Origin of the sequence: Bradyrhizobium septentrionale (genome assembly GCF_011516645.4) — a bacterium.
GTDB classification, from domain to species: Bacteria; Pseudomonadota; Alphaproteobacteria; order Rhizobiales; family Xanthobacteraceae; genus Bradyrhizobium; species Bradyrhizobium septentrionale.
In genome coordinates, this window is record NZ_CP088285.1 from 8,814,648 (window position 1) to 8,835,062 (window position 20,415).

General features: G+C 63.0%; 25 protein-coding genes and 1 tRNA gene. 13 read left to right on the forward strand and 13 right to left on the reverse strand.

All coding sequences use genetic code 11. From position 1 onward, the window contains the following. From HAP48_RS44370 to HAP48_RS44380, 3 genes are read left to right on the forward strand one after another with little or no spacing between them, the layout of a single operon-like run. Positions 1-1,062 carry an ABC transporter ATP-binding protein gene (locus HAP48_RS44370; RefSeq protein ID WP_166206127.1) on the forward strand — a complete coding sequence of 354 codons (1,062 nt, stop codon included), beginning with the start codon at positions 1-3 and terminating at the stop codon, positions 1,060-1,062. After that, complete coding sequence (locus HAP48_RS44375) at positions 1,059-2,696, forward strand: ABC transporter permease (RefSeq protein ID WP_166206130.1); 1,638 nt, start codon at positions 1,059-1,061, stop codon at positions 2,694-2,696. Before HAP48_RS44370 ends, HAP48_RS44375 begins: the two co-directional genes overlap by 4 nt. A gap of 17 nt (positions 2,697-2,713) precedes the next feature. Further along, complete coding sequence (locus HAP48_RS44380; protein WP_166206132.1) at positions 2,714-3,769, forward strand: threonine aldolase family protein; 1,056 nt, start codon at positions 2,714-2,716, stop codon at positions 3,767-3,769. A 51-nt stretch (positions 3,770-3,820) separates the two neighbouring features. Here HAP48_RS44380 and HAP48_RS44385 read toward each other — a convergent pair whose 3' ends face one another. Together HAP48_RS44385 and HAP48_RS44390 are read right to left on the reverse strand one after the other, a co-directional pair. Next, on the reverse strand, positions 3,821-4,177 hold the full coding sequence (locus HAP48_RS44385) for a DUF6616 family protein (protein ID WP_166206135.1): 357 nt from the start codon (positions 4,175-4,177) through the stop codon (positions 3,821-3,823). A 75-nt stretch (positions 4,178-4,252) separates the two neighbouring features. After that, on the reverse strand, positions 4,253-4,942 hold the full coding sequence (locus HAP48_RS44390; protein ID WP_166206138.1) for a DJ-1/PfpI family protein: 690 nt from the start codon (positions 4,940-4,942) through the stop codon (positions 4,253-4,255). A 150-nt stretch (positions 4,943-5,092) separates the two neighbouring features. Between HAP48_RS44390 and HAP48_RS44395 the strand changes: the two genes are divergently transcribed. Next, on the forward strand, positions 5,093-6,121 hold the full coding sequence (locus tag HAP48_RS44395) for a GlxA family transcriptional regulator (RefSeq protein WP_166206140.1): 1,029 nt from the start codon (positions 5,093-5,095) through the stop codon (positions 6,119-6,121). Between the two features lie 15 nt (positions 6,122-6,136). Here the strand turns inward: HAP48_RS44395 and HAP48_RS44400 are convergent, their stop codons facing one another. Further along, entirely contained in the window at positions 6,137-7,000 is an 864-nt protein-coding gene (locus HAP48_RS44400) for a LysR family transcriptional regulator (protein ID WP_166206143.1), read from the reverse strand. 133 nt (positions 7,001-7,133) lie between these two features. On the opposite strand from HAP48_RS44400, the gene HAP48_RS44405 reads away from it, so the two are divergent. From HAP48_RS44405 to HAP48_RS44415, 3 genes are read left to right on the forward strand one after another with little or no spacing between them, the layout of a single operon-like run. Then, positions 7,134-8,003, forward strand: coding sequence for an SDR family NAD(P)-dependent oxidoreductase (locus HAP48_RS44405; RefSeq protein WP_166206146.1), 870 nt, complete (start codon positions 7,134-7,136; stop codon positions 8,001-8,003). Continuing rightward, the gene (locus tag HAP48_RS44410) at positions 7,969-8,502 is read left to right on the forward strand and encodes a nuclear transport factor 2 family protein (RefSeq protein ID WP_224496831.1); all 534 of its coding nucleotides are present in this window, start codon (positions 7,969-7,971) and stop codon (positions 8,500-8,502) included. Before HAP48_RS44405 ends, HAP48_RS44410 begins: the two co-directional genes overlap by 35 nt. A gap of 15 nt (positions 8,503-8,517) precedes the next feature. Continuing rightward, positions 8,518-8,886, forward strand: coding sequence for a nuclear transport factor 2 family protein (locus HAP48_RS44415; RefSeq protein WP_210292760.1), 369 nt, complete (start codon positions 8,518-8,520; stop codon positions 8,884-8,886). Positions 8,887-9,098: 212 nt separating this feature from the next. Here the strand turns inward: HAP48_RS44415 and HAP48_RS44420 are convergent, their stop codons facing one another. The 3 genes from HAP48_RS44420 to HAP48_RS44430 form a co-directional block, all read right to left on the reverse strand. Further along, positions 9,099-10,079: a DMT family transporter gene (locus tag HAP48_RS44420; protein WP_224496832.1), complete on the reverse strand. Its 981-nt coding sequence runs from the start codon at positions 10,077-10,079 to the stop codon at positions 9,099-9,101. A gap of 71 nt (positions 10,080-10,150) precedes the next feature. After that, positions 10,151-11,011 (reverse strand): 2-keto-4-pentenoate hydratase, encoded by an 861-nt coding sequence (locus HAP48_RS44425; protein ID WP_166206151.1) that lies wholly within the window; start codon positions 11,009-11,011, stop codon positions 10,151-10,153. A 9-nt stretch (positions 11,012-11,020) separates the two neighbouring features. Further along, complete coding sequence (locus HAP48_RS44430) at positions 11,021-11,821, reverse strand: NAD-dependent epimerase/dehydratase family protein (RefSeq protein WP_166206154.1); 801 nt, start codon at positions 11,819-11,821, stop codon at positions 11,021-11,023. A 172-nt stretch (positions 11,822-11,993) separates the two neighbouring features. Here HAP48_RS44430 and HAP48_RS44435 point away from each other — a divergent pair, with 172 nt between their 5' ends. After that, positions 11,994-12,809, forward strand: coding sequence for an IclR family transcriptional regulator domain-containing protein (locus HAP48_RS44435; RefSeq protein ID WP_166206157.1), 816 nt, complete (start codon positions 11,994-11,996; stop codon positions 12,807-12,809). Between the two features lie 244 nt (positions 12,810-13,053). Here HAP48_RS44435 and HAP48_RS44440 read toward each other — a convergent pair. Then, positions 13,054-13,127, reverse strand: a tRNA-Gly gene (locus HAP48_RS44440). Positions 13,128-13,680: 553 nt separating this feature from the next. On the opposite strand from HAP48_RS44440, the gene HAP48_RS44445 reads away from it, so the two are divergent. Then, complete coding sequence (locus HAP48_RS44445) at positions 13,681-14,067, forward strand: YciI family protein (RefSeq protein WP_166206160.1); 387 nt, start codon at positions 13,681-13,683, stop codon at positions 14,065-14,067. A 96-nt stretch (positions 14,068-14,163) separates the two neighbouring features. On the opposite strand, the gene HAP48_RS44450 is transcribed toward HAP48_RS44445, so the two are convergent. Beyond that, a complete protein-coding gene (locus tag HAP48_RS44450) occupies positions 14,164-14,571 on the reverse strand; it encodes a hypothetical protein (RefSeq protein WP_166206163.1) in 408 nt (135 codons plus the stop codon). Between the two features lie 102 nt (positions 14,572-14,673). After that, complete coding sequence (locus HAP48_RS44455; RefSeq protein WP_166206166.1) at positions 14,674-15,471, reverse strand: lytic murein transglycosylase; 798 nt, start codon at positions 15,469-15,471, stop codon at positions 14,674-14,676. A gap of 246 nt (positions 15,472-15,717) precedes the next feature. Here HAP48_RS44455 and HAP48_RS44460 point away from each other — a divergent pair, with 246 nt between their 5' ends. From HAP48_RS44460 to HAP48_RS44470, 3 genes are all read left to right on the forward strand, one after another. Beyond that, entirely contained in the window at positions 15,718-16,077 is a 360-nt protein-coding gene (locus tag HAP48_RS44460; RefSeq protein WP_166206169.1) for a MerR family transcriptional regulator, read from the forward strand. A 21-nt stretch (positions 16,078-16,098) separates the two neighbouring features. Further along, positions 16,099-16,485 (forward strand): VOC family protein, encoded by a 387-nt coding sequence (locus HAP48_RS44465; RefSeq protein WP_166206171.1) that lies wholly within the window; start codon positions 16,099-16,101, stop codon positions 16,483-16,485. Between the two features lie 251 nt (positions 16,486-16,736). After that, positions 16,737-16,946 (forward strand): hypothetical protein, encoded by a 210-nt coding sequence (locus tag HAP48_RS44470; RefSeq protein WP_166206175.1) that lies wholly within the window; start codon positions 16,737-16,739, stop codon positions 16,944-16,946. 446 nt (positions 16,947-17,392) lie between these two features. Here HAP48_RS44470 and HAP48_RS44475 read toward each other — a convergent pair whose 3' ends face one another. Genes HAP48_RS44475 through HAP48_RS44485 form a run of 3 tightly spaced genes read right to left on the reverse strand, consistent with a single transcriptional unit; the run spans position 17,393 to position 18,072 of the window. Then, positions 17,393-17,620 carry a hypothetical protein gene (locus tag HAP48_RS44475; RefSeq protein ID WP_029080225.1) on the reverse strand — a complete coding sequence of 76 codons (228 nt, stop codon included), beginning with the start codon at positions 17,618-17,620 and terminating at the stop codon, positions 17,393-17,395. After that, on the reverse strand, positions 17,583-17,762 hold the full coding sequence (locus HAP48_RS44480; RefSeq protein WP_084518414.1) for a hypothetical protein: 180 nt from the start codon (positions 17,760-17,762) through the stop codon (positions 17,583-17,585). Before HAP48_RS44480 ends, HAP48_RS44475 begins: the two co-directional genes overlap by 38 nt. Positions 17,763-17,775: 13 nt before the next feature. Then, positions 17,776-18,072, reverse strand: coding sequence for a hypothetical protein (locus HAP48_RS44485; protein WP_166206178.1), 297 nt, complete (start codon positions 18,070-18,072; stop codon positions 17,776-17,778). Positions 18,073-18,414: 342 nt separating this feature from the next. Between HAP48_RS44485 and HAP48_RS44490 the strand changes: the two genes are divergently transcribed. Further along, a complete protein-coding gene (locus HAP48_RS44490; RefSeq protein WP_166206181.1) occupies positions 18,415-18,810 on the forward strand; it encodes an NUDIX hydrolase in 396 nt (131 codons plus the stop codon). A 171-nt stretch (positions 18,811-18,981) separates the two neighbouring features. Here the strand turns inward: HAP48_RS44490 and HAP48_RS44495 are convergent, their stop codons facing one another. Next, on the reverse strand, positions 18,982-20,175 hold the full coding sequence (locus HAP48_RS44495) for an adenylate/guanylate cyclase domain-containing protein (protein WP_166206183.1): 1,194 nt from the start codon (positions 20,173-20,175) through the stop codon (positions 18,982-18,984). Positions 20,176-20,415 lie beyond the last annotated feature (240 nt).

The window sequence follows — 20,415 nt, forward strand, 5'->3', positions numbered from 1 at the left end:
ATGACCAGGATCCGGATTGAAAACCTGACCCGTACCTTCGGCGCGGTGCGGGCCGTGGACGACATCTCGCTCGACATCAGGCATGGTGAGCTGTTCACGCTGCTTGGGCCTTCGGGCTGCGGGAAGACGACGCTGCTGCGCATGATCGCAGGCTTCGTCGATGTCGAATCCGGCTCCATTTCGTTTGACGACCGGCGCATCGATGCCCTGCCTGCGCATCGCCGCGACACCGGCATGGTGTTTCAGAACTACGCGATCTTCCCGAACCACACCGTCGCCGAAAACGTGGCTTACGGGCTGAAGGCCAGGAAGGTCCCGGTTGCCGAGATCGCATCGCGCGTCGACAAGGCGCTCGAGCGGGTGCGCCTTGCAGGTTACGGTCCCCGCTCGCCACATCAGCTCTCCGGTGGTCAGCTGCAACGCGTGGCAATCGCCCGCGCGCTCGTGATCGAACCCGCCGTGCTGCTGTTCGACGAGCCCCTGTCCAATCTCGACGCGCAGCTGCGCACCGAAATGCGGATCGAGGTCCGACAGCTGCAGCAGGCGCTCGGCCTGACTGCGATCTACGTGACGCACGATCAGGAGGAGGCACTCGCCATCTCCGACCGCATCGCCGTCTTGCGTCACGGCAAGATCGAGCAAGTCGACACGCCGGAGCGCATCTATCGGATGCCGCAGACCGCCTTCGTCGCCGAGTTCCTCGGTTCGACCAATATGGTGCCGGGCATCGCGGGAGCTTTCGACGGCCGCAACACCCATGTCGCGGCAGCCGGAACGGAGTTCTCAGTCAGAGGCGAAGTCGCAACGCCGGGTGCATCGGTGTTGCTGTCGGTCAGGCCGGAGGCCCTGCGGCTGGGCGACGGTTCCGGTGGCCCGCTTGTGCAAGCGCGTCTGGCGCTGCGCGAATTTCTGGGCCCGGTGCAGCGTCTCCACGCAACCCTGCCGGACGGCACCCCAATTCGGATCGCGGCGCTCGGCGGCCAGGCGCTCGATGTTGCGCCCGGTGCGCCGCTTACCCTTGCCTACGACCCTGCCCAGATCACGGCGTATCCGGCGCCATGAAACGCTTTGCCACCATCGTGACGCTGGCGGCCCTGGTGCTGCTCGCGGTGTTTCTGCTCTACCCGCTGGCGCTCGTTCTGGATGCCAGCATACGGATCGACGGCACGGGCGGCCTGACGCTTGGAAACTATGCGGCGATCGTGAAGAGCCGCTACTATCTCGGCAGCATCGGCAACAGTCTGTTCTGCGCCGCGCTCGCGACGGCCTCCGCATGTGCGATCGGCATCCCGCTCGCCTTCTGTCTTGCCCGCATCGACATACCGGGCCGCGCGCTGCTGCTTACACTTGCGTCCCTGCCGCTGGTCCTGCCCTCCTTCGTCAGCGCCTATGCGCTCGTGTTGCTGTTCGGCCATGCCGGCGTCGTCACCACCGCCTTGCGGGGGATCGGCATCCCGATCGGCTCGATCTATGGTGTGCCCGGCATCGTCATCGTGTTCACGTTGACGCTCTATCCGTACGTCGTCATGCCCGTGCTGGCCGGTTTCCAGGCCGTCGACGCCTCGATGGAGGAGGCAGCCCGCAATCTCGGCGGTTCGCGGCCCTATGTGATCCGCACCGTGCTGCTGCCGATCGTGATGCCGGCGATCCTTGCAGGCGGACTTTTAGTGTTCATTGAGGCACTGGAGAATTTCGGCGTGCCGGCGGTGCTGGCTGAGGACCGGCCGTTCCTGGCCGTCGACATCTTCAAACTGTTCGCCGGCGAATCCGATGCCAACCCGGCTGCGGCGGGTGCGCTCAGCGTGCTGCTGATCGCCTGCACGGCGCTCGCGCTCCTCGTTCAACGGCACTATCTCGGCAAGCGCCGTTTTTCGACCAATGCCCGCAGTGCGCCCGCGAAGCTGCCGCTGACGCCGGGACTGCGGCTGGCGGCCACGGTCGTGAGTTGGGGCATCGTGATCGCCTCGCTGCTGCCTTTCGCGGCCGTATTGATGATCTCCCTCCTCCGCTTCCGCGGCCCCGTCCTGACCTGGGAGTTCGGATTGGGCAATTACGCGACCCTGCTGTCGGGCTCCTATCGGCCGCTGCTCAACACGCTGACGCTTGCCAGCATCGCGGCCGTCGCCACCATGCTGATCGGCGCTCCGATCGGCTATGTCGTGGCCCGGCACCGCTCCCGCTTGTCGGGGTTGCTCGACTTCGTCGGCATGGTGCCGTTTGCGGTGTCGGGCACGATCCTGGCGATCGGGCTCATCATCGCGTTCAACAGCGGTCCTTTGGTTCTGACGGGCGGCTGGCTGATCCTCGTCATCGCCTATGTCGTGCGCAAGCTGCCCTTCGCGATCCGCTCCTCCTCGGCAATCGTGCATCAGCTCGATCCCTCGCTCGAGGAAGCCTCGATCAATCTCGGGGTCTCGCCGGCCAAAACCTTCGCGACCCTGACAGTGCCGTTGATGGCGAGCGGCCTTGTCGGCGGGCTGGTGCTGGTCTGGATCACCGCCGCATCCGAGTTGAGCGCAACCATTGTGCTCTATGCGAGCGGCTGGGTCACCACGACCGTCGTGATGTACCATGCGATCGAGGGCACCGGCGCGGGTCTGGCGGCCGCCGCGGCCGCGGTGCTCATCCTGGTCACCGCGATCCCGCTGCTTCTGATCAACCGGCGCATCAACAAGCAGGAAACGACGGTGGTATGACGGCAGGACAGGACGCTATGAACGAAGCAACCCCGACGCTCCCGAATTTCCGCAGCGACAATGTCGCGCCGGTCAGCCCCGAGATCCTGCGGGCGATCGCCGAGGCCAATTGCGGCCCGGCCGCCGCTTACGGCGATGACGATTATTCGAAGTTGTTGAATGCGCGTTTCTCGGAGCTGTTCGAGACCGAGGTCACCGTATTCCCGGTCTCGACCGGTACGGCGGCCAATGCGTTGTCGCTCGCGAGCTGCGTGCGCCCCTATGGCGCCATCTATTGTCACGAAGAAGCGCATATCCACACCGCGGAAGGCGGCGCGGCCGAAGCCTTCACCGGCGGCGCGAAGCTCGTCGCCATGTCCGGCCGGAACTTTCGGATCGAACCGCCGAGCCTGCGCGAGGCGCTGGGCCGGGCGGCCTGGGGAGTCCGCAACCGCTCGCAGCCCGATGCGGTGTCGATCACGCAGGCCAGCGAATATGGGACGATCTATCCCCTCGCCGAGATCGCCGAGATCGGAGCCATCGCCCACGACAGGAATCTGGCGCTGCACATGGACGGCGCCCGGTTCGCCAATGCGCTGGCGCGGCTCGGCTGCAGCCCGGCCGACATGACCTGGCGCGCCGGCGTCGACATTCTATCCTTCGGGGCGACCAAGAACGGAGCGATGTCGGCGGATGCGATCGTGGTGTTCGACCAGGATCTCGTCGAACCCCTGTCCTATCGGCTCCGCCGTGCCGGCCAGACCTTCTCAAAGATGCGCTTTGCGGCCGCGCAGCTGCTCGCTTACGTCGAGGATCGCCTTTACCTGCGGCTCGCGGCCAAGGCCAATGCCATAGCCACCCGCCTCGGAGCGGGTCTCGCCACGCTGCCGGACGTGCGGCTGGTTGCCCCGGTGGAAGCCAATCTGGTTTTCGTCAACCTGCCGGCTCTGGCCATCGACCGGCTCGCGGCGAACGGGTTGCAATTCGCGCGACGCGGCCAGGAGGTGATCCGGTTCGTGGCGCGCTTCGACAGCACCGAACAGGAGGCTGACGAGGTCATCGCACTCGTCCATCGCGCGATCTCGGGAAGCTGAGAGCGATCATTCCGTAATCGCTTATTCGGGCGACCGATGCCCGGCCCTGAGTCAGGACGAAGCTGGTCGAACCATCCTGGCATTTCCGAGCAGCACGGCTTCAAAGTCGTTCGCATCACCGCTGACATTCACCTGCTCGAAGTATTCGTACCAACCCGATGCGGCGACCTGCCGCTCAAATTCGCGCTGAAACTCGACGTTTGGTACACGATAGACACAAAAGAAATCGTACGGAGCACGACGATCGGTCGCGGGAGAGTTCAAACCATAGGCGACGACGTCGACACCGGCGGACTTCAGACCTTTGACCGCCTCGACCACTTTCGTCACGAAGTCGGTTCTCTCGCTTTCCGGGCATTTGGCCCAGGCGGGACGGTAGTTATAGAGCTCGATGAAGATTTGCTGCATGACGCGCATCTTTCTGAACAACGACAGTTTACACCACAGACTATCCGCAAACTCCGACGCCGGACGAGACGGCCCCTAGAGCCTTCCCATCGTCCGACAGCGGGCTCCCACACCCTCCAGCTCCTGAACCGGCATCAGCTGCTTCACGATCTCTGTCGTCTGAGCCAATGTTGCAGGGTCGGCCAGTTCGGGGCGCCCGGTTCCGAAAGGAGGTTGCGGCGCGTACTCAAATGACAACTCGGCGACGCGGCCGGCGGCCTCTCCTGCGATTTGGCCGATCATCGCAAGGCCGAAATCGATCCCCGCAGTCATGCCTCCGCCTGTCGCACGGTTGCGGTCGATGACGTACCTGGCGTCGGTCGGAATCGCGCCGAACAGACTGAGATGCTCCCGCGTGTACCAGTAGGAGGCCGCCTTGTATCCCTTCAGGAGTCCGGCCGCGCCGAGCAACAGCGAGCCGTTGCACACGCTTGTGATCCACGTGGCGCGGCTACCGACACCGGCGATGAAGTCGAGGGTCCGGTCGTCCTGCAGCTGCTTGAAAAGCGAGCGTGTGTTGCCGGGGACGAACAGGATGTCCGGATCCTTCCAGCAACTTCCAAAGTCCTCCGTCGCCTGCACGCTGACACCGGCGTCGGAATCGACGATGCCCTTGCCCTGCCACACGATCTGCGAGGAGAATCCCGGAAGCATCATGAAGGCCTGCATCGGACCGGCCAGGTCGATGAATGTGAAGCCAGGAAAAGCAAGCGCCAGTACCTTCATCGCTACCTCGTTCGCCTGAATTTGTGAATTCGCGTTGAAATCCGGCGCAAGCTAGCTGAGAATGCCTATGTCAGAAATGACATATAAACGGTAAATCCTGCCATCCTGACCAGGCGCCGGTTCTGAACGTTGTCCGCTGTAGGGAATCTCATGTCCTCGGAGATTAACCGACGCGTTTGGGTCCTGGTGTTCCCGGGCTTCGAGTTGTTGGACCTGAGCGGTCCCCTGTGCGCCTTCAATCTGGCGACGGAGATTCATCGTGCTCCCTATCGGATCGAGGTGATTTCCGTCCATGGCGGCACAATCACGAGCGCGTCGGGCGTGCCGATCCATACCTTGAAGGCTTCGCGAGGCAGATCTGTTGACACACTCCTGATCGTGGGAGGCGCCCCCGACAGCGCCGTCGACGGTGATGCCGACACCGTCGCGCTGATCAGGAAGTTGGCACCGCGGGCGAGGCGCGTGGCGAGCGTGTGCACGGGAGCCTTCCTGCTGGCCGCCGCCGGCCTGCTCGACGGGCGATCGGTAACGACGCATTGGCGATATGCCGCCGGATTGCAAAGGCGGTTTCCGCGCGTGCGCGTCGATGCGGACAAGATATTCGTGAGGGATGGCAACGTCTGGACATCGGCGGGGATCACGTCGGGCATCGATTTGACGCTCGCGTTGATCGAGGACGATTTCGGGATCGAGGTATCGAAGGCCGTCGCAAGGGACATGGTGGTCTATCATCGCAGATCGGGCGGACAATCGCAGTTTTCGACGTTGCTTGAACTGGAGCCCTCGTCCGATCGCGTCAAGGATGCATTGAATTTTGCGCGCGAGCACCTGCACGAACCGCTTCCCGTCGACCGCATGGCCGCGGCTGCCCGGATCAGCGCACGGCAGTTTGCCCGTCTTTTTCTGAAGGAGACCGGAGATACGCCCGCCCGGGTCGTGGAGCGGCTGCGTGCCGAAGCGGCGCTTCCGCGCATTCAGGAGGGAACGGAGCCGATCGACATCGTTGCCCGCAAAGTCGGCTTTGGAGACAAGGACCGCATGCGGCGCGCCTTCTTGCGGATCTACGGCCAACCGCCTCGCGCGCTCAGGCGCGCGACGACCGTTTCGAAAGCCGCGTCCCTCCCCGATTCCCGTGATCCCTTTGGTTCTCGAGCACCAGGGCGAAGCCGCACCAAATAGCACAAGAAAAGCCCGCTATCCGAAATGTTCGATCAGCAGTTCGGTGAGGACTCGGACTTTTCGAGCGGGGTGCTGCCCCGGCGGCCGGACGACAAACACTCCAGCTGTCGGAGGAGGATAGCGTGTCATCACCGGAGTAAGGGCGCCGGAAGCCAAATAGTCGTCGACGAGGCAGTGCGGAAGCCAGGCAATGCCGAGCCCTGCTACAGCGGCGACGGCGAGAGCAGTGCCGTTGTCCGCCTTGAACCGCCCCAGCGGATGAATGGAGATTGTTTTATCCCCGTCGATGAACTGCCAGGTTTCCGTGCCCTGCATGAGCGCCTGATGCGTGAGTAGCTCATCCGGCGTCTCGGGAGCTCCATGCTCCCTGATATAATCCGGGCTCGCGACGAGTGCGCCATGGATTGGTCCGACGCGCCGCGCCATCAGGATTGAATCGCTGAGATAGCCAACGCGTACGGCGCAGTCGAAGCCCTCCCCGACAAGGTCCACGAAGCGATCACTGTAACACGCGTGCACGTGAAGCAGCGGGTGGCGCCGCGCCAGTTCCGCAAAGACCGGCGCCAACAGCGTCGGGCCGAAGGTCAGCGGCGCCGCAACACGCAGGCGGCCGCGCAGGTCCCCGGCAGGCAAGATCGTCTCCCGCGCGACATCGATTTCGGCGCAGACCCGAGCGGCGTGGTCACGGAACGTGACGCCGGCCTCAGTCAGTGCGGCGCCGCGCGTTGTCCGTGCAAGAAGCTGGACGCCCAGTTCAGCTTCCAGCCGGAACAGCCGCCGGCTCACGATCGACTTCGAGACGCCCAGCCGGCGCGCGGCCGGCGACACTCCGGCGGCATCGGCCACTTCGACAAAAGTCCGCAGGTCTTCGATATCCATTATCGGCGTTCCGCTTTCTGCGACACTGCTAGGCAGATCGCGAGGCTAGCGCATCGCGCTTCGGAACGACACCATAAACCCGGTGAGAGCGGACAACGCCGCGCGCACGCACGCCTGCTGAAACGGAGATCAAATGCCGAGCCCTTCTGAACATTCGCGTCGCTCCGCCGCAGTCACCGGCGCGGGCGGCGGCCTAGGCCGCGATATCGCGCTCGGACTTGCCGCCAAGGGCTACATCGTTTTTGGCACGGCCATGTCCGGCGCAGAGGTCCAGCATTTGAAGGAGGCCTCCGGGGGGCGCGTGAGCCTGACCGTCTGCGACATGACCAAAGAGCAGGCCGTGAAGGCCTGGGCGGGCGGCGTGTCCGACGCGCTCGGCGCTTCCGGCCTTGATCTCCTGATCAACAATGCGGGCATCCTGACTCCGGGCCCGATCGAGGTTCTGCCGCTCGACGCCATCCGGCGCGAGTTCGACGTCAACGTGTTCGGTGCTCTCGCGGTCATGAACGCTTTCCTGCCGGCGCTGAGGAAGGCGCGCGGCCGCATCGTCCAGGTCAGCACCTGGACGGCGAGCGTTCCGCTTCCCTTCAACGGGCCGTCAGGCGCGTCAAAGGCGGCCATGGAGGTGTTTGCCGCCGTTTACCGCGCCGAACTGAAGTCCTTTGGGGTCGACGTCGTCGTGGCGGCTGCGGGCAACATGAGAACCGGCGGCCCCGCCAAAACGGCGGCGGCGCTCGCACGTGTTGCCGACGACATGACGGCCGAACAACGCGGACTGTACGGAGAGTCCTTCAACACATTCGCAACCACGCTCAATGGCATGCAGAGCAGCGGGCTCGATTCCGTCCTGGCGGCCAGGCGCGTGATCGAACTGGCCGAACAGGTCCCCGCACCAAGTCGCGCGCCGGTCGGCGCGGACGCCGATGAGATGCTCCGAGCCGCTCGCGAGAAATCCGACGATGAACTGGATGCGCTCCGCCTTCATGTCGTCGGCCTCGGCTAGGGCCATCCGGCCAATCCACTTTTCGCAAGAGGAGTTACCCATGATCGAGCTGTTTGATTCCGATGACAGCCGCGCCGTTCGCAACAAGGCCAGCATCCTTAGCTTCTATGATCTGGTGATCAACCAGAAGAAGTCGGAGGAGTTCGTCGCCGAGTTCATCAGCCCCGCATACGTCCAGCACAACCCGCTCATTGCAAACGGTCCAGAGGCGCTGGGGCAGTTCTTCGGCCAGATCACCCGGGAACGCGCCCGGGCGCGCGTCGTCGTCCACAAGATCATCGCTGTCGGCGACTATGTGTGGGCTCACGTGAATTTTCTGAATCTGTTCAACGACGATCCGAACGATACGGGGATCGCCGGCGTCGACATCTACAAGATGGATGCCGACGGAAAAGCCATAGAGCATTGGGACATCTTGCAGCTCGTCGGTGATCCGAAAAACTCGGCTCCGTGGCTCGCGCCGAACGTGTCGCGCGCCAACCCCAACGGCATGTTCTGACCAGGAGGGTCAGCTATGAGCGCCACACTTGGTCCTCTGATGGAAAGGAACCTGCACGAAGTATTCGGGCAGCCAGATTCCGCGCGCCGAGCGGTCGCGATCGCCGAGATCTACACTGCGAATTGCACGTTCTTTGAAGCGGGGGAACGGATCGTTGGCCGCGACGCTCTGAACGCGAAGATCGAACGCATTCTCCGGGACGCTCCCGGATTTGTGTTTGGCGCGACAGGATCTGCCGAGGTGAACCACGATCTCGGCCGCTTGCGGTGGCAGCTCGGACCGGCTGGAGCTCCGCCTGTCGTCACAGGCATGGATGTCGCGATCTTCGAGCACGGGAGAATTCGGGCGCTGTACACCTTTCTCGACAAGCCAGCGAGCGATTGAGCCGGCCCGGGCGCCGGTTTCGTCACGACGGCGACACTGCGATTTGCGAGCTGAAAACACCGGCAAATTTGGAACGGCATTCAGCCCGGTTGCCCAAATGACTTCAACAGTTGTCGGAATGAGATCGAGAACTCGCGCCAAATCACTGAAATTGCTTGGAGCGGGTGAAGGGAATCGAACCCTCGTATTCCGCTTGGAAGTCTCAAAAAAAACTATAGTGTTTTCAAAGGCCGCTCTGCCACTTTCGGCGTTTTTGGCCCATTGAGATCGCTGCAAACTTTCTCGTTGTCAGAATGGCGTTTGCGAGCCCCACGGCCTCCACTGGCAATGTAGACACCGCCCGAAATCAGCAGCATTGCGATCCAGTCGATTGTTGCCGGCCGTTCGCCGAGGATCGGGATGGCCAACAGCGTCGTCATGACCGGGGACAGGGCCGCGAACGCCGAGCCGTTCGAAGCGCCAAGAATGCTCACCGCGCGTCCGTAAAGCCAGAACGAAATCACCGGCGTCAGAACTCCCTGAACCAAGGCCTGCAGCGCGACGTCACGCCAGGGCGCGCTGAAGAGAGTGGTCCCGGACATGATGACGTATACCGGCACGTAAGTGACCAATGACCCGACGGCGGCAATCGCAGCAGCGTGAAGCCCGTCCAATCGCGCTTTCTGCATGGCCACTGTATAGCAGGCCCACAACATGCCCGCAGCGATGAACAGGGCGTGGCCGATGTTCTGCCGTGATCCGATCGTGCCGCCCGCGCCCCAAACGATGCCGAGGACGCCGATAACGATCAAGGCGAGCCCGATCCGCTTGGCGACGGTGAAGGCCTCATCCAGCACGACGGCGGCCAGGATCGCAACAAGCACGGGTATCAGAGCGGTATACAGAGACGCGGCGTGTGCCGCCGGTGCGAATAGCAGACCAGCGTAGGACACCAACACCATCGGTGCTCCACCGCCCAGCACAATCGCTGCCAGTCCGACGCCCCCCAGGCGGTCGACGGCAAGGCCCTTCCTTACCAGATACGGCAGCAAGATCGATCCAGCGACACCGAAACGAATTGCCGTGATGTCCCAGGGTGTGAGGCTTGTCTTGAGCCCAAGCCGCGCGGCCACGATCCATGACGCCCAGATGCTCACGGCCGCAAGGCCGTAAAGCGAGCCGCGGATGTAGTCGGAGGCTGTTGGTTTCGACAAGGGATAAACTTTCCGCGGCATGCGTCTGGGTCACGCTCAGGCGGCCACAAGTGAGCGTTGGCGAGACGAACTCATCGGAACACGGCCTCCACCATCACGGGCTCTGGTGTAAGGCCCTCCCAGATGGTGGTGATGTGCAGGCCGGGCGTGGGTCTGATGCGCGACATGGCGCCGAGACCGAGGCGGTCACCCGCAACAAGCCGACCACCACGTGCGTGCTGGTTCCGGACGATCCACAGCACCGCATTCATCGGATTTCCCATGATGACCTCTGCGCTTTGTCGATCAACGATCGTATTGCTTTCGACATTTCGCGTCGTGACGATCATGCGCTTGAGCTTTTCGGTTGCGGCCTCTGTTCCATCGAATGGGATCGGTGTCCCGGTCAGAACTGCACGTGCGCCCACATTGTAGACGGTCAATATCGGCGCCGTGATCTTCTGGTGGATGTTCGCAAGAGAATCCCCGAGTTCGATGGATGGGAGCAAGAAGGCGATAGAGCGCGCCACCTCCTCGACGGTTCGAGCGTCATTGATCGCTTCGTCCTTGACCACAGCAAGAAGTTTCGCCTCTACGATTGGACGTGCGCCATAAGTCACCGGGATCGCGGCACCATCGGCCGGCCTGAACATCGCGGCGAGATAGATGCCTCCGAGGGGCTCCTTAAGCCCCAGGTCACGCTGCGCGGGGGGCGTGATTACCGCAGCCTTATAACCAAGCGGCCGGCCCATGAGCGGCTGGATGTGAGCGAGAAACACATCACGAATGCACACGGCCTCATCCATCGAGAGGTCCGGACTGAGCAAAGGGAGAGAGGTTCGAGAAACCCAATGCTCCGCCACCAACGCTCCGAGCGCTTTACAATCCATGGCCTTCTCCTCGCCGAATGCCTGGTTAGAGAACGCCACAACCGCACAAACCAAGAGACGCATTTTTTGCGATCATGCTGCGTCATAGCCATCTGCAGCCCACGGACCGCCCTGGAACACGACGGCTGGGCCGCGTGCCTCCTCGCTCGCGAGAGCTTCGGTCATCTCGGCAGCGAACCTATCGGCGTTGTCCTTTGGGATGAAACCGAGGTGACCGGCTGCGCTGTTATTCCACCAGCAACGGGATCCGGCCGAAACGCCGTAAGCGATGGTCGCTCCCACCCGTGGAGCCACCAGCGAACGCCATACAAGCTCACCAAGGTCACGGTAGCTCACCCAGGTGCTGAGCTGACGAACGTTCGTCGGTTTGTCCAGCGCAGACCCGATCCGGATGCAAACCGATTCGATTCCGTGCTTGTCCCAGAACAGGCGCGCGACGGCCTCTCCGAAAACCTTGCTGGCGCCATAGAGGGTGTCGGGGCGAGGCAAAGCCGATGCATCCACCGATTGCTCAACCGGATAAAACCCAACGACGTGGTTGGTGCTGCCAAAGACAACCCGCTTCACGCCCGCCGCATGAGCCGCAGCGAAGACGTTATAGGTTGCGATGAGATTGGCTGACGCAATCTGTTCGATCGGCGCTTCACGCGGGATGCCTGCCATGTGGACGATCGCGTCAACACCGGCGACGACGGATCGTGCTGCGAGCGGGTCCGAAAGGTCGCAGCGCACCGTCTCCTCGCCGTCTCGGGGCGGATCGAGAGCGAGAATGTCGGTGCTGCGCAACCGGATAAGCGGGCGCAGAAACTCCCGCAGTCGAAGGCCAATTTTACCGGCTGCTCCGGTCAACAACACGGTCCCGAAAGACGACATGATGATGCTCCTTCGCGGCTGCCTATTAGCCCCAAGGCGATCAACCACGCCAAGAAGGTCGCAGACCTGCCGCGCCGTGTCAACTATACGGACATTTGTCCGCTATACGGACATTGTCTTTCGATCGAAACACCGGCATAACGAAGCAGGTTCCACGAGAGAAGGCAGGCACATGCCCAGAGGAGAGGCAAAGGCCGTGTCGGTCAGTCGACCGGCTCAAGCAGACGAGCGCCCGGCTCATTTCGTGCAAAGCCTTGAACGGGGATTTCAAATCCTGCGCGCATTCGATCGCGAGCACCCTTCCATGACGGTCAGCGAAGTGGCCGGCCGCACGGGCCTGACCCGAGGCACCGCACAGCGTTTTCTTCTCACGCTCGTCGACCTCGGCTATGCGGAGCACGATGGAAAGCGCTTCGGATTGCGGCCGAAAGTTCTCGATCTCGGATTCGCCTATCTGGCGTCGAATGACGTCTGGGATACCGTCGAGCCTTTCGTGGAAGAGGTCGTGAATGAGTTGAACGAGTCATGCACGGTGGGCGTTCTCGACTGGCCGGACATTGTCTATGTTTGTCGCGTTCAAGCACACCGGGTTGTCAATGCGGCCTTGAGCGTGGGATCGCGCGTGCCAGCGAACGCATCCTCACTTGGCCGCGTGCTGCTCGCCTATTTGGATCCGCAGGTTCTTGACCGCTATCTTCTCGATACGCCCCTTCCTGCGCGGACCCGGCATACGATCACGAACCCGCGCGAGTTGAGGAAGGCATTGAACGAAGTTAGAAAAAATGGATGGGCGCTCGGCGATCAGGAATATGAAGAGGGCGTTCGTTCGGTGTCGGTGCCGCTCAGGAATCGCCAAGGCAGCGTCATCGCTGCAATCAAGGTCGTGGCGCCGACGAGCCGGGCGACCAAGGAGGAAATGATCAGGCGATTTCTTCCCGTCCTCCGCCAGGCCGCGGAACGGGCGAATGAGGCATTGCGGGCCCGTTGAGGGTTGGGTGGTCCGGAGGACCCATTTTTGCGCCACGGCCGCCGATTTCCGCACGCGCGTTCGATACCTCTTCTCCAAGTCAAGATGCTCGGTTTTGATGACCTCGCACATCGAGCAGCACTGGAAATACGGCAGCGTCTCAAGCGGCACGCGAAACAGTCGCTCGGAAAGCAAGCATCGGAACGTGCAAAGCAGCCCGACTTGTCAGAACGAATCCGACCCTATCGCCAAGTCATGAAAAGGCTGGAGCGGGTGAAGGGAATCGAACCCTCGTATTCAGCTTGGAAGGCTGCTGCTCTACCATTGAGCTACACCCGCATCTAGCGTTCCCCTAACACGGCCGGACGGCCGCCTCAACTGGTTCGGCTCGCGTCCCTGTTCCCCGGTCAACGGCACACATATTTCTGTACAATCCGGCCGGTTTTCTGGCGCGGATGGGCCGGACGGCGGCCTTAACAGCGGCGGATTCGCCGCCTATATTGTGAGTCCCATCAACAAAGAAAGGAGGTGATCTAGTGTCTTGTCTCAAGCGCTGTCACCTCGCTGGGATCGCCCGCTAGGCTTTGAGTAATCAGCCTGGCATCGGGGCGCTCTCAGCCCTGACCAGCGAGACAACAAAAACGGGGCGCGGCGGGAGCGATTCCGCCGCGCCTTTTTTGTGGTCCGGACTGAGCGATGAACGCCCCCCCTGCCCCAAACGCCGACATCGAATCAGAGGCCAACAATGCCGAGCCCGCGCGGCAGCCAGCGGCGTCTCGCGGGATACCTTGTCGCACCACAAGAACGATCCGGTCCGCTACAAGGGAAATGTCGGTGTGGGTTGCCGCGAGACGTCCTTCGGCCTGCCGTATCAGAAATGAGGAGCACATAGATGCTTTATGCCATCCTGGCCTATCACGTCGAAGCCGAGGTCAAATCGTGGACCGCCGAAGAGGATGCCGCCGTGATGACGGGCCTGCGCGAGGTCCATCAACGGCTGAAGGGCCGGCTCGGCCCGGCTGCACGGCTCGGCGATACGCGCAAGGCCAGCACGCTGCGCGGGCCAGGCCACGGCATGGTGATCGACGGCCCGTTCTCGGAGACCAAGGAACAGCTGCTCGGCTTCTATGTGATCGATTGCGCCGATGAAGCGGCGGCGGTCGCAGCGGCGCGCGACCTGCGCAGCGTCAACCCGTCGGCGGTCTACGAGATCCGCGCGCTCAAGGTTTACATCCCCGGCGCGCCGTTTCCGGAGACCGCGGGGCCCAGCGGTGCGTAGCAGGGTGCTCGATTCTTTTTGACGCGTTTTCTTCACGCGAAGCGGTACCCATCCCGGATCAAGTCCGGGACAGGCTTCGCTCGAAAACGCTTCGGTTCAACGGCTGGAGCGTTTCGGCAGCTTCGGCAGCCTGCTCGGATCGAACTTCGGCAGCGGCAGATCCGCCGGCGGCTCGGGCGTCACGTCCTGGCTCGGAATCAGCGTCACCTCGAAGGCGAGATCGGGCACGGCATCCGCCCTGCCCGTGCAGGTCGCGATCGCGCCAGTAAAGACACCCTCGAGCCGCACCACGAGATCGTCGGTGCCGAACACGGTCGCATGTCCATCGGAGTGCCGCCTTGTGCTCAGAACGGCAGAGAAGCGCTCGCCGTCCACCTCATAAGTGCCGCTGTAGAGCATGATGGCATCGCTGCCCCACAGCCGGCCATCGGCCACGTGGACGATGCCGGTGCCATCAGCAAGCGACGTTCGGAACCACGCCGCATAGGTGCCGTTCTTGAGCATGGAGCCTGTTTCCATTTGCTCCGTTTCACCGCAAACGATCTGGGCACCGTTGCGTTAACAGGGGGTGAAGGAACCTGGATGTGAACAATTTGGGCCCTGCGCTCATTGGCCGTCGATCTGCCGCCCCATGATCGCGATCGCCTTCTGATAGACCCCTGCGGCGTTCCACGCCTCGATCGCGGCGAAGTTGGGTTCCCCCGGCTGATAGCCGGCGCCGGCGCGCCAGCCATGGGCCCGCAGGAAGTTCGCCGTCGAGTTCAGCGCGTTGGCGGCGACGTCGAGATTGCCGGTGCCGTAGGCGAGGACGTTCTTCGGCATGAACTGGGTCTGGCCGATCTCACCATGCATCGAACCGCGCGTGCTGCCTGAGAGCGTGCCGCGGTCGATCAGCTTCAGCGCGGCATAGAGCTGGTCGGTGAAGAACTCCGGACGGCGGCAGTCATAGGCAAGCGTCGCGATCGACGACAGCATGTTCTGGTTGCCGCGCTGGCTGCCGAAACCGCTTTCCATGCCCCAGATCGCGATCAGCGGTCCCGGCGGCACGCCATAGCGCTGCTGGATCGAGGCGAATAACGCCGCCTGCGACTGCTTCAGCGAACGGCCGCGCGCCACGATGGTGGCAGAGCCCCGCTTGGCCATGAACTGCTCGAGCGACAGGCCGAAGCTGCGCTGGCCGCGATCCGCGGCAATCGTCGCGCTGGCGTAATGCGCCTGCATCAGCGCGTCGATCGCGGTGGCGCCGACGCCCTTGGCCCTCGCCTCGCCGGCGAATTGCCCCTTCCAGGATTCGAAGCCGCCAGGCCCGTTGCCGCACTGCGCCGCGTTCGCCTCAACGCCCAGCGTTGCAACCATCGCGACAGCAGCGAGCGCCGATGCCGCAATCCGCCAGCCCCTCACCATCCGAAACCTCCTCCGCAAATGTGCCGCCCCTCCGGGCGCGGCGCTGACGATGGCCGGATTTGCATGACCCGGCGATGAACGATCCGCCTCAGATTCGGCCGCGGATCGCCACGATATGTCGCGGGAAGCGGATTGGCCATCCCGGCCAGATCAGCCAGGCCGGGACATTTGGCCCCTGCGGCCACCACCGCGCTTGACATTGACGTTAATGACAAGGTGCTAGGCCGACCCTCGAAGGAGATCGCGATGAGGATTCAGGAGGCGGCGCGTCATCTTGGCGTGAGTGCCCGGGTGCTTCGGCACTATGAGGCGGCGGGCCTGATCGTGCCGCAGCGGATTTCGAACGGCTACCGAAGCTACTCCGCGGCGGAGATCGAACGGGCCGCCTGGGTGCGAGACCTGATCGCTTCGGGGTTCTCGACCCGCGAACTTCGCAATCTCTTGAGCGCGCTGGAAGGCGGCCGGCGCGGCGCTCGCGTGAACTGCTCCGCAGTGATGCAGCAGAAGCTCGACCAGATCGATCGGGCGATCGCGGTGCTGCGCAAGCGGCGGCGCGCCTTGTCGCGCCGGCTGACCGAGCCGGATCGCGGCCGCAGCAACGCATGAGGACATGATGAGGATTTGGCGATGAAGATACTCAATATCCTGGCGAGACGTTACCTGCCGCTAGACGGTCTGGATGAGGCCGTGGCCTTCCACGAAGCCCTGATCGGCCAGACGGCGCGCCTTCGCTTCGACTATCCGGAGTATGATCTCAGGCTCGCGCAGGTCGCCTCGATCCTGTTCATTGCCGGGACGGAGCAGAGCCTGAAGCCGTTCACGGCGACGCATCTGACGTTTCTGGTCGATGACATCGACGCGTTCGCCGCCCATCTCCCCCGCGTCGGCGCCACGGTGCTGGAGGCTCCCAAGCCGGTCCCGACCGGCCGCAACATGCTGGTACTGCATCCGGACCAGACACGCGTCGAATATGTCGAGCATCGTGACAAGCATCCGGCCGATGTGCTGCCCTGAGCATTGCCGCCACGAGATCATGACGGACGGCCGCTCGCTATTCAGAACTGTCGGTCGTGTGTGAGCAAGACCGATTGGTCGGTGGTTTGCTCGCGTCCCGTTCAGTCAGGAGGCCCCGTATTGTCCCGGATTTCCAATTGCCGGTTTTTCCCGGCTACAACTGATATTTTCGATCAAAATCGGCTTCGTCCGAACGGGACATCTCGTCTGATCTCGCAACATGCTTCATCGATTTTTCCGGGAGTACGGGTATGCAGATCAAGCCGGCACAGTGGACCACCGAGGACGAGCACCGGCTGTTGCAGTTGCTCCGAGAGACGCTGCTGACGCAGCGGGAGATCGCCCAACAGCTTGGACGCACGGAGGCCGCCGTGAACTGCCGGCTGTCGGTGATCCGGAAACGGCTCGCAGGCGGTAAGCCGAACGAGCCGCCGCAGTCATCGATGCGTTTACACCCGTAATTTCACGGAGTATCAGGGCTGTGGGGTAATGACGTAACGTAGCCCCGTTAATCCGGTGCCTGTTTCATATTTCGAATTGATTGCACAAGGAGGGGCCGCGGAAACGCGGCCCTTTCTTCTCTCCCTTCAAAATCTCGATGCAAAGCCGGGTCCGTCTCCGAAAACGAGAACGGCAATCGGCGAGCGAACCTGCCGAGCCCTGCGACGAACGGCGGCCCGTACCGCAAGGCGTCGGGAGTTCGTGGGCAAGCACAATCCACACCCGTAATGCTGCGGGCATTCCAATTGCCACTTCTTCCCGACTATAATTCACGCTCCGGGAGAAAACACCAAGGACGGGGACGGCTCCGGCGATCACGACATCTCGCCGGGGCCGTTCAACCCGCCTGCCCCACGCAATACTCGCAAGCAAGTCATCAGATGACATCAACGGCCTGGGCGGCGTGCTACGGCACGTCGCCTCGCCTGCGCGGGCCGACGGTTTGCGGCCGGTTGAGGAAGAATTCGCGGTTGCCGAGCGCGGCCTCCGCATACTGATCGATCGCCACGATGATCGCCTGCACATGGTGAAAGCACCAGCCTTCCCGCGTTGCCCGGTGCCGGACCTCGGCCAGCGCCTTGATCCAGGGCGCGTGATCATCGCTGTCGTGGAAATACCGAAGCGGCTCTCTCATCTTTCCTCCGGCAGATCACGTCTTCCAGCTCGGCGCGCTTGCGCGACAGCAGAAGCTGCGCCGACGCGCTGTCGCGCCCGGCCCGCCTGAGCCGGTTCACGGATGCGTCGAGCTCGCGCAACTCGGCGCGCAGCCGCAGCATCCTGCGCGCGTCATCACGCACGCGCTTCGCTGGCGACCAGCGCTGGCCTCCCCGGGCGAATGGAAACCGGTGCCGTCGCGCGGCGACGCGGCGCAACGCTCGCATGCACGATGATCGGTTCGCGGTCGCCGAGGACGCCGCGCTCCTCGACCAGACGGCTCATGACCAGACGCATCTTCAGCAGGTCCCCGGCCACGAAGGCGCAGTCCTCGTCCCGGTTGAGCTGCTCGCGCATGATGGCCTCGGCCTCGAGCATGCTGACGCGCAGCGCCCTGATCTGCCTGCGAATTTCACTGATGCGGTTGTCCATGGCGGCCTCCTGTTCACGGTGGAGGCAATTAGAACAAAACAAGAACATAAAGTCAAGCGGTGCAGCCGGTTATCATGGGACACGATTGCCGAACTCGATCCGGCGAGTTACTTCCTGTCGGAACCCTGAGGGTGACAGTTTTCACGACTTCAACGTGGGGCTGTTGGGGGATGAATAACTGATCAACAGAGGTCGCGCACCGTCGCAAGTTCCTCAATCGTCACGCCCCGCGTCGTCGGCGACCAGCCAACAAATTGCGGTGGAACGATGCGCCGTCGAACTTGTCTACTCAAATAGACAAATTAAGATGACAGCGATTCTGTTTCGATCATTGCACAGTAGATGCCCAAGTCCTCGAAGCTGGTCGCCGCGAAGCGCGGCAAGGTTCTTCTGGTACGACGCCGATCCGACGGCCTGTGGATGTTCCCCGGCGGGCGCAGACGCGCGCGCGAGACCGAGAAGGATTGCCTGAAGCGCGAGATCAAGGAGGAGCTGCCGAAGCTCAGGCTCGGCAGGCTCAGCCTGTGGAAGGAAGTCACGGCCAAGAACAAGCGTTCCGGCCGCCGGATGAGCGATGCGATCTTCATCGCCAAGTTTGCCAAGGGCAGGCTGGCGATCGGCGACAAGAAGGAGATCGACCGCGCCGCCTGGCAGAAGCCGCGGGGCCTCCGCCTGACGCCGACCTCGCGCTACATCCGCGATCGGCTGTTTCCGAGAAAGCAGCGGCGCCGGCGGTAAGCGGCGGAAGATTCGCTGTAGCGGGAGCTGGCGTCCACGTTAGAGCGTTTTCGAGCGAAGTGGCTACCGGTTCGCGTGAAGAAAACGCGTCAAAACTAGAATCTAGAGCCCCGTTCCGATTCCATCGGAACGGGGCTCTAGCGATTGGCCTCTCTCCGAACGTCCCGCCACTCACCCTTGAAACGCAAACAGCTCGATCGGCTCGCTGAAGCCGCGCACCGCGTGTTCGCCGACGCGTTCGAGCCGGAAATCGCGTTCCACGAGGTCGGCGAACGCACGCGACAGCAGCACGTTTTTTCCCAATTGCTTGGTAAGGGCTTCGAGGCGCGAGGCCATGTTCACCGCAGGGCCGATCACGGTGAAGTCGAGCCGGGTACGCGATCCGATGTTGCCGTACATGACGTCGCCGACATGGACGCCGATGCCGTAATTCATCGGCGCACGGCCCATCATGCTGTTCTTTTCGCTGAGTGCCGCCATCGCCTGCCGCGCCTCGGACACGGCGTGCAGCAGATTGGCGCAGGCTTTTGGGTCGCTGAGCGGGAAGATGGCGAGCAGTCCGTCGCCGATGAATTTCAGGATTTCCCCGCCATGCCGCGCAATCGGCTCCGACATCGCGTCGAAATAATCGTTCAGCAGATCGATCACGTCGTCGCGCGGCCAGCTGTCCGAGATCCGGGTGAAGTCCCTGAGATCGCAGATCATGATCGCGGCGCGCACCGTCGTCCCGCTGCCCCGCCGCGGCGCACCCGCCAGGATCAGCTCGCCGGCATGCGAGCCGACATAGGTCTCGAGCAGCGTCCGCGCCAGGCGGTTCTTCATTCGGATTTCGCTGACCAGCGCCAGCACCGGCAGCACCTTGGAGAGGCTGGCGATCTGTGCGTCATCAAAACCTCCAGGACGATCGGTCGCGAAGGTCACGACATGCCGCTTGCCAAGCGTATGGAGCAGCGGCCACGCCACATAGTCGGTCAGGCCCTGCGCACGCATCTCGTCATAGAGCGCGTGCTTGCGGCCCGGCTCGCGTTCGAGCCGCTCGCGCACCTCGGTGGCACCCTGATGGATTTCGTAGACCGGACTGCCGATATATTCCGAGCTCTCCCTGACTTCGTAGTCGACCCGCGTGATCTCGGCCTCGCGCTTGCCGTCGGCCCAGATGATCCGGGCGCCGAGCCATTGCGGATGTTGAATCAGGAGATTCATCGTCGCCCGCTTGAGGGGAATGCCCGCTTGCTGGAGCCGGATGCAGAGCTCGGCGAAGATATTGTCGATGAAACGCTGGTCATGTGTCTCGTTGGTCAGCCAGCGCACAATCTCGCCGTCAGATTGCGGAGCGACGGAATCGATGTCAGGCGGCGCGTTCATTTCTTGCTCCGGAGCGGCGAGTGGGATCAGGCAGGCGGTATGTCGTGTGTCCGCCCGGCAACGTCAACGCTGCCAGCGGTAATGTGATCGCGCGCGTCTGGCGGTCGAGGCACCGCATGCGGGCCTGCCCAAGCCCCTCCATGCTGTCGATCTGCTACCGGTCCTGCGAACCGCGTTACCCCTGCGATTGCACCCCTGCCCGGCGGCAGCCTCCGACGTGTGCTTGCGCACGGCACCGTG

Coding starts and splice junctions, on each gene's coding strand:
- HAP48_RS44385 (WP_166206135.1), bottom strand. CDS start 4,177: ATGCAGCAAATCTTCATCGAGCTCTATAACTACCGTCCCGCCTGGGCC.
- HAP48_RS44470 (WP_166206175.1), top strand. CDS start 16,737: ATGCAGATCAAGCCGGCACAGTGGACCACCGAGGACGAGCACCGGCTG.
- HAP48_RS44380 (WP_166206132.1), top strand. CDS start 2,714: ATGAACGAAGCAACCCCGACGCTCCCGAATTTCCGCAGCGACAATGTC.
- HAP48_RS44405 (WP_166206146.1), top strand. CDS start 7,134: ATGCCGAGCCCTTCTGAACATTCGCGTCGCTCCGCCGCAGTCACCGGC.
- HAP48_RS44465 (WP_166206171.1), top strand. CDS start 16,099: ATGAAGATACTCAATATCCTGGCGAGACGTTACCTGCCGCTAGACGGT.
- HAP48_RS44400 (WP_166206143.1), bottom strand. CDS start 7,000: ATGGATATCGAAGACCTGCGGACTTTTGTCGAAGTGGCCGATGCCGCC.
- HAP48_RS44475 (WP_029080225.1), bottom strand. CDS start 17,620: ATGAGAGAGCCGCTTCGGTATTTCCACGACAGCGATGATCACGCGCCC.
- HAP48_RS44455 (WP_166206166.1), bottom strand. CDS start 15,471: ATGGTGAGGGGCTGGCGGATTGCGGCATCGGCGCTCGCTGCTGTCGCG.
- HAP48_RS44425 (WP_166206151.1), bottom strand. CDS start 11,011: ATGCGTCTCTTGGTTTGTGCGGTTGTGGCGTTCTCTAACCAGGCATTC.
- HAP48_RS44370 (WP_166206127.1), top strand. CDS start 1: ATGACCAGGATCCGGATTGAAAACCTGACCCGTACCTTCGGCGCGGTG.
- HAP48_RS44480 (WP_084518414.1), bottom strand. CDS start 17,762: ATGCTGCGGCTGCGCGCCGAGTTGCGCGAGCTCGACGCATCCGTGAAC.
- HAP48_RS44460 (WP_166206169.1), top strand. CDS start 15,718: ATGAGGATTCAGGAGGCGGCGCGTCATCTTGGCGTGAGTGCCCGGGTG.
- HAP48_RS44375 (WP_166206130.1), top strand. CDS start 1,059: ATGAAACGCTTTGCCACCATCGTGACGCTGGCGGCCCTGGTGCTGCTC.
- HAP48_RS44430 (WP_166206154.1), bottom strand. CDS start 11,821: ATGTCGTCTTTCGGGACCGTGTTGTTGACCGGAGCAGCCGGTAAAATT.
- HAP48_RS44495 (WP_166206183.1), bottom strand. CDS start 20,175: ATGAACGCGCCGCCTGACATCGATTCCGTCGCTCCGCAATCTGACGGC.
- HAP48_RS44395 (WP_166206140.1), top strand. CDS start 5,093: ATGTCCTCGGAGATTAACCGACGCGTTTGGGTCCTGGTGTTCCCGGGC.
- HAP48_RS44415 (WP_210292760.1), top strand. CDS start 8,518: ATGAGCGCCACACTTGGTCCTCTGATGGAAAGGAACCTGCACGAAGTA.
- HAP48_RS44490 (WP_166206181.1), top strand. CDS start 18,415: ATGCCCAAGTCCTCGAAGCTGGTCGCCGCGAAGCGCGGCAAGGTTCTT.
- HAP48_RS44410 (WP_224496831.1), top strand. CDS start 7,969: ATGCGCTCCGCCTTCATGTCGTCGGCCTCGGCTAGGGCCATCCGGCCA.
- HAP48_RS44450 (WP_166206163.1), bottom strand. CDS start 14,571: ATGCTCAAGAACGGCACCTATGCGGCGTGGTTCCGAACGTCGCTTGCT.
- HAP48_RS44435 (WP_166206157.1), top strand. CDS start 11,994: ATGCCCAGAGGAGAGGCAAAGGCCGTGTCGGTCAGTCGACCGGCTCAA.
- HAP48_RS44445 (WP_166206160.1), top strand. CDS start 13,681: ATGCTTTATGCCATCCTGGCCTATCACGTCGAAGCCGAGGTCAAATCG.
- HAP48_RS44390 (WP_166206138.1), bottom strand. CDS start 4,942: ATGAAGGTACTGGCGCTTGCTTTTCCTGGCTTCACATTCATCGACCTG.
- HAP48_RS44485 (WP_166206178.1), bottom strand. CDS start 18,072: ATGGACAACCGCATCAGTGAAATTCGCAGGCAGATCAGGGCGCTGCGC.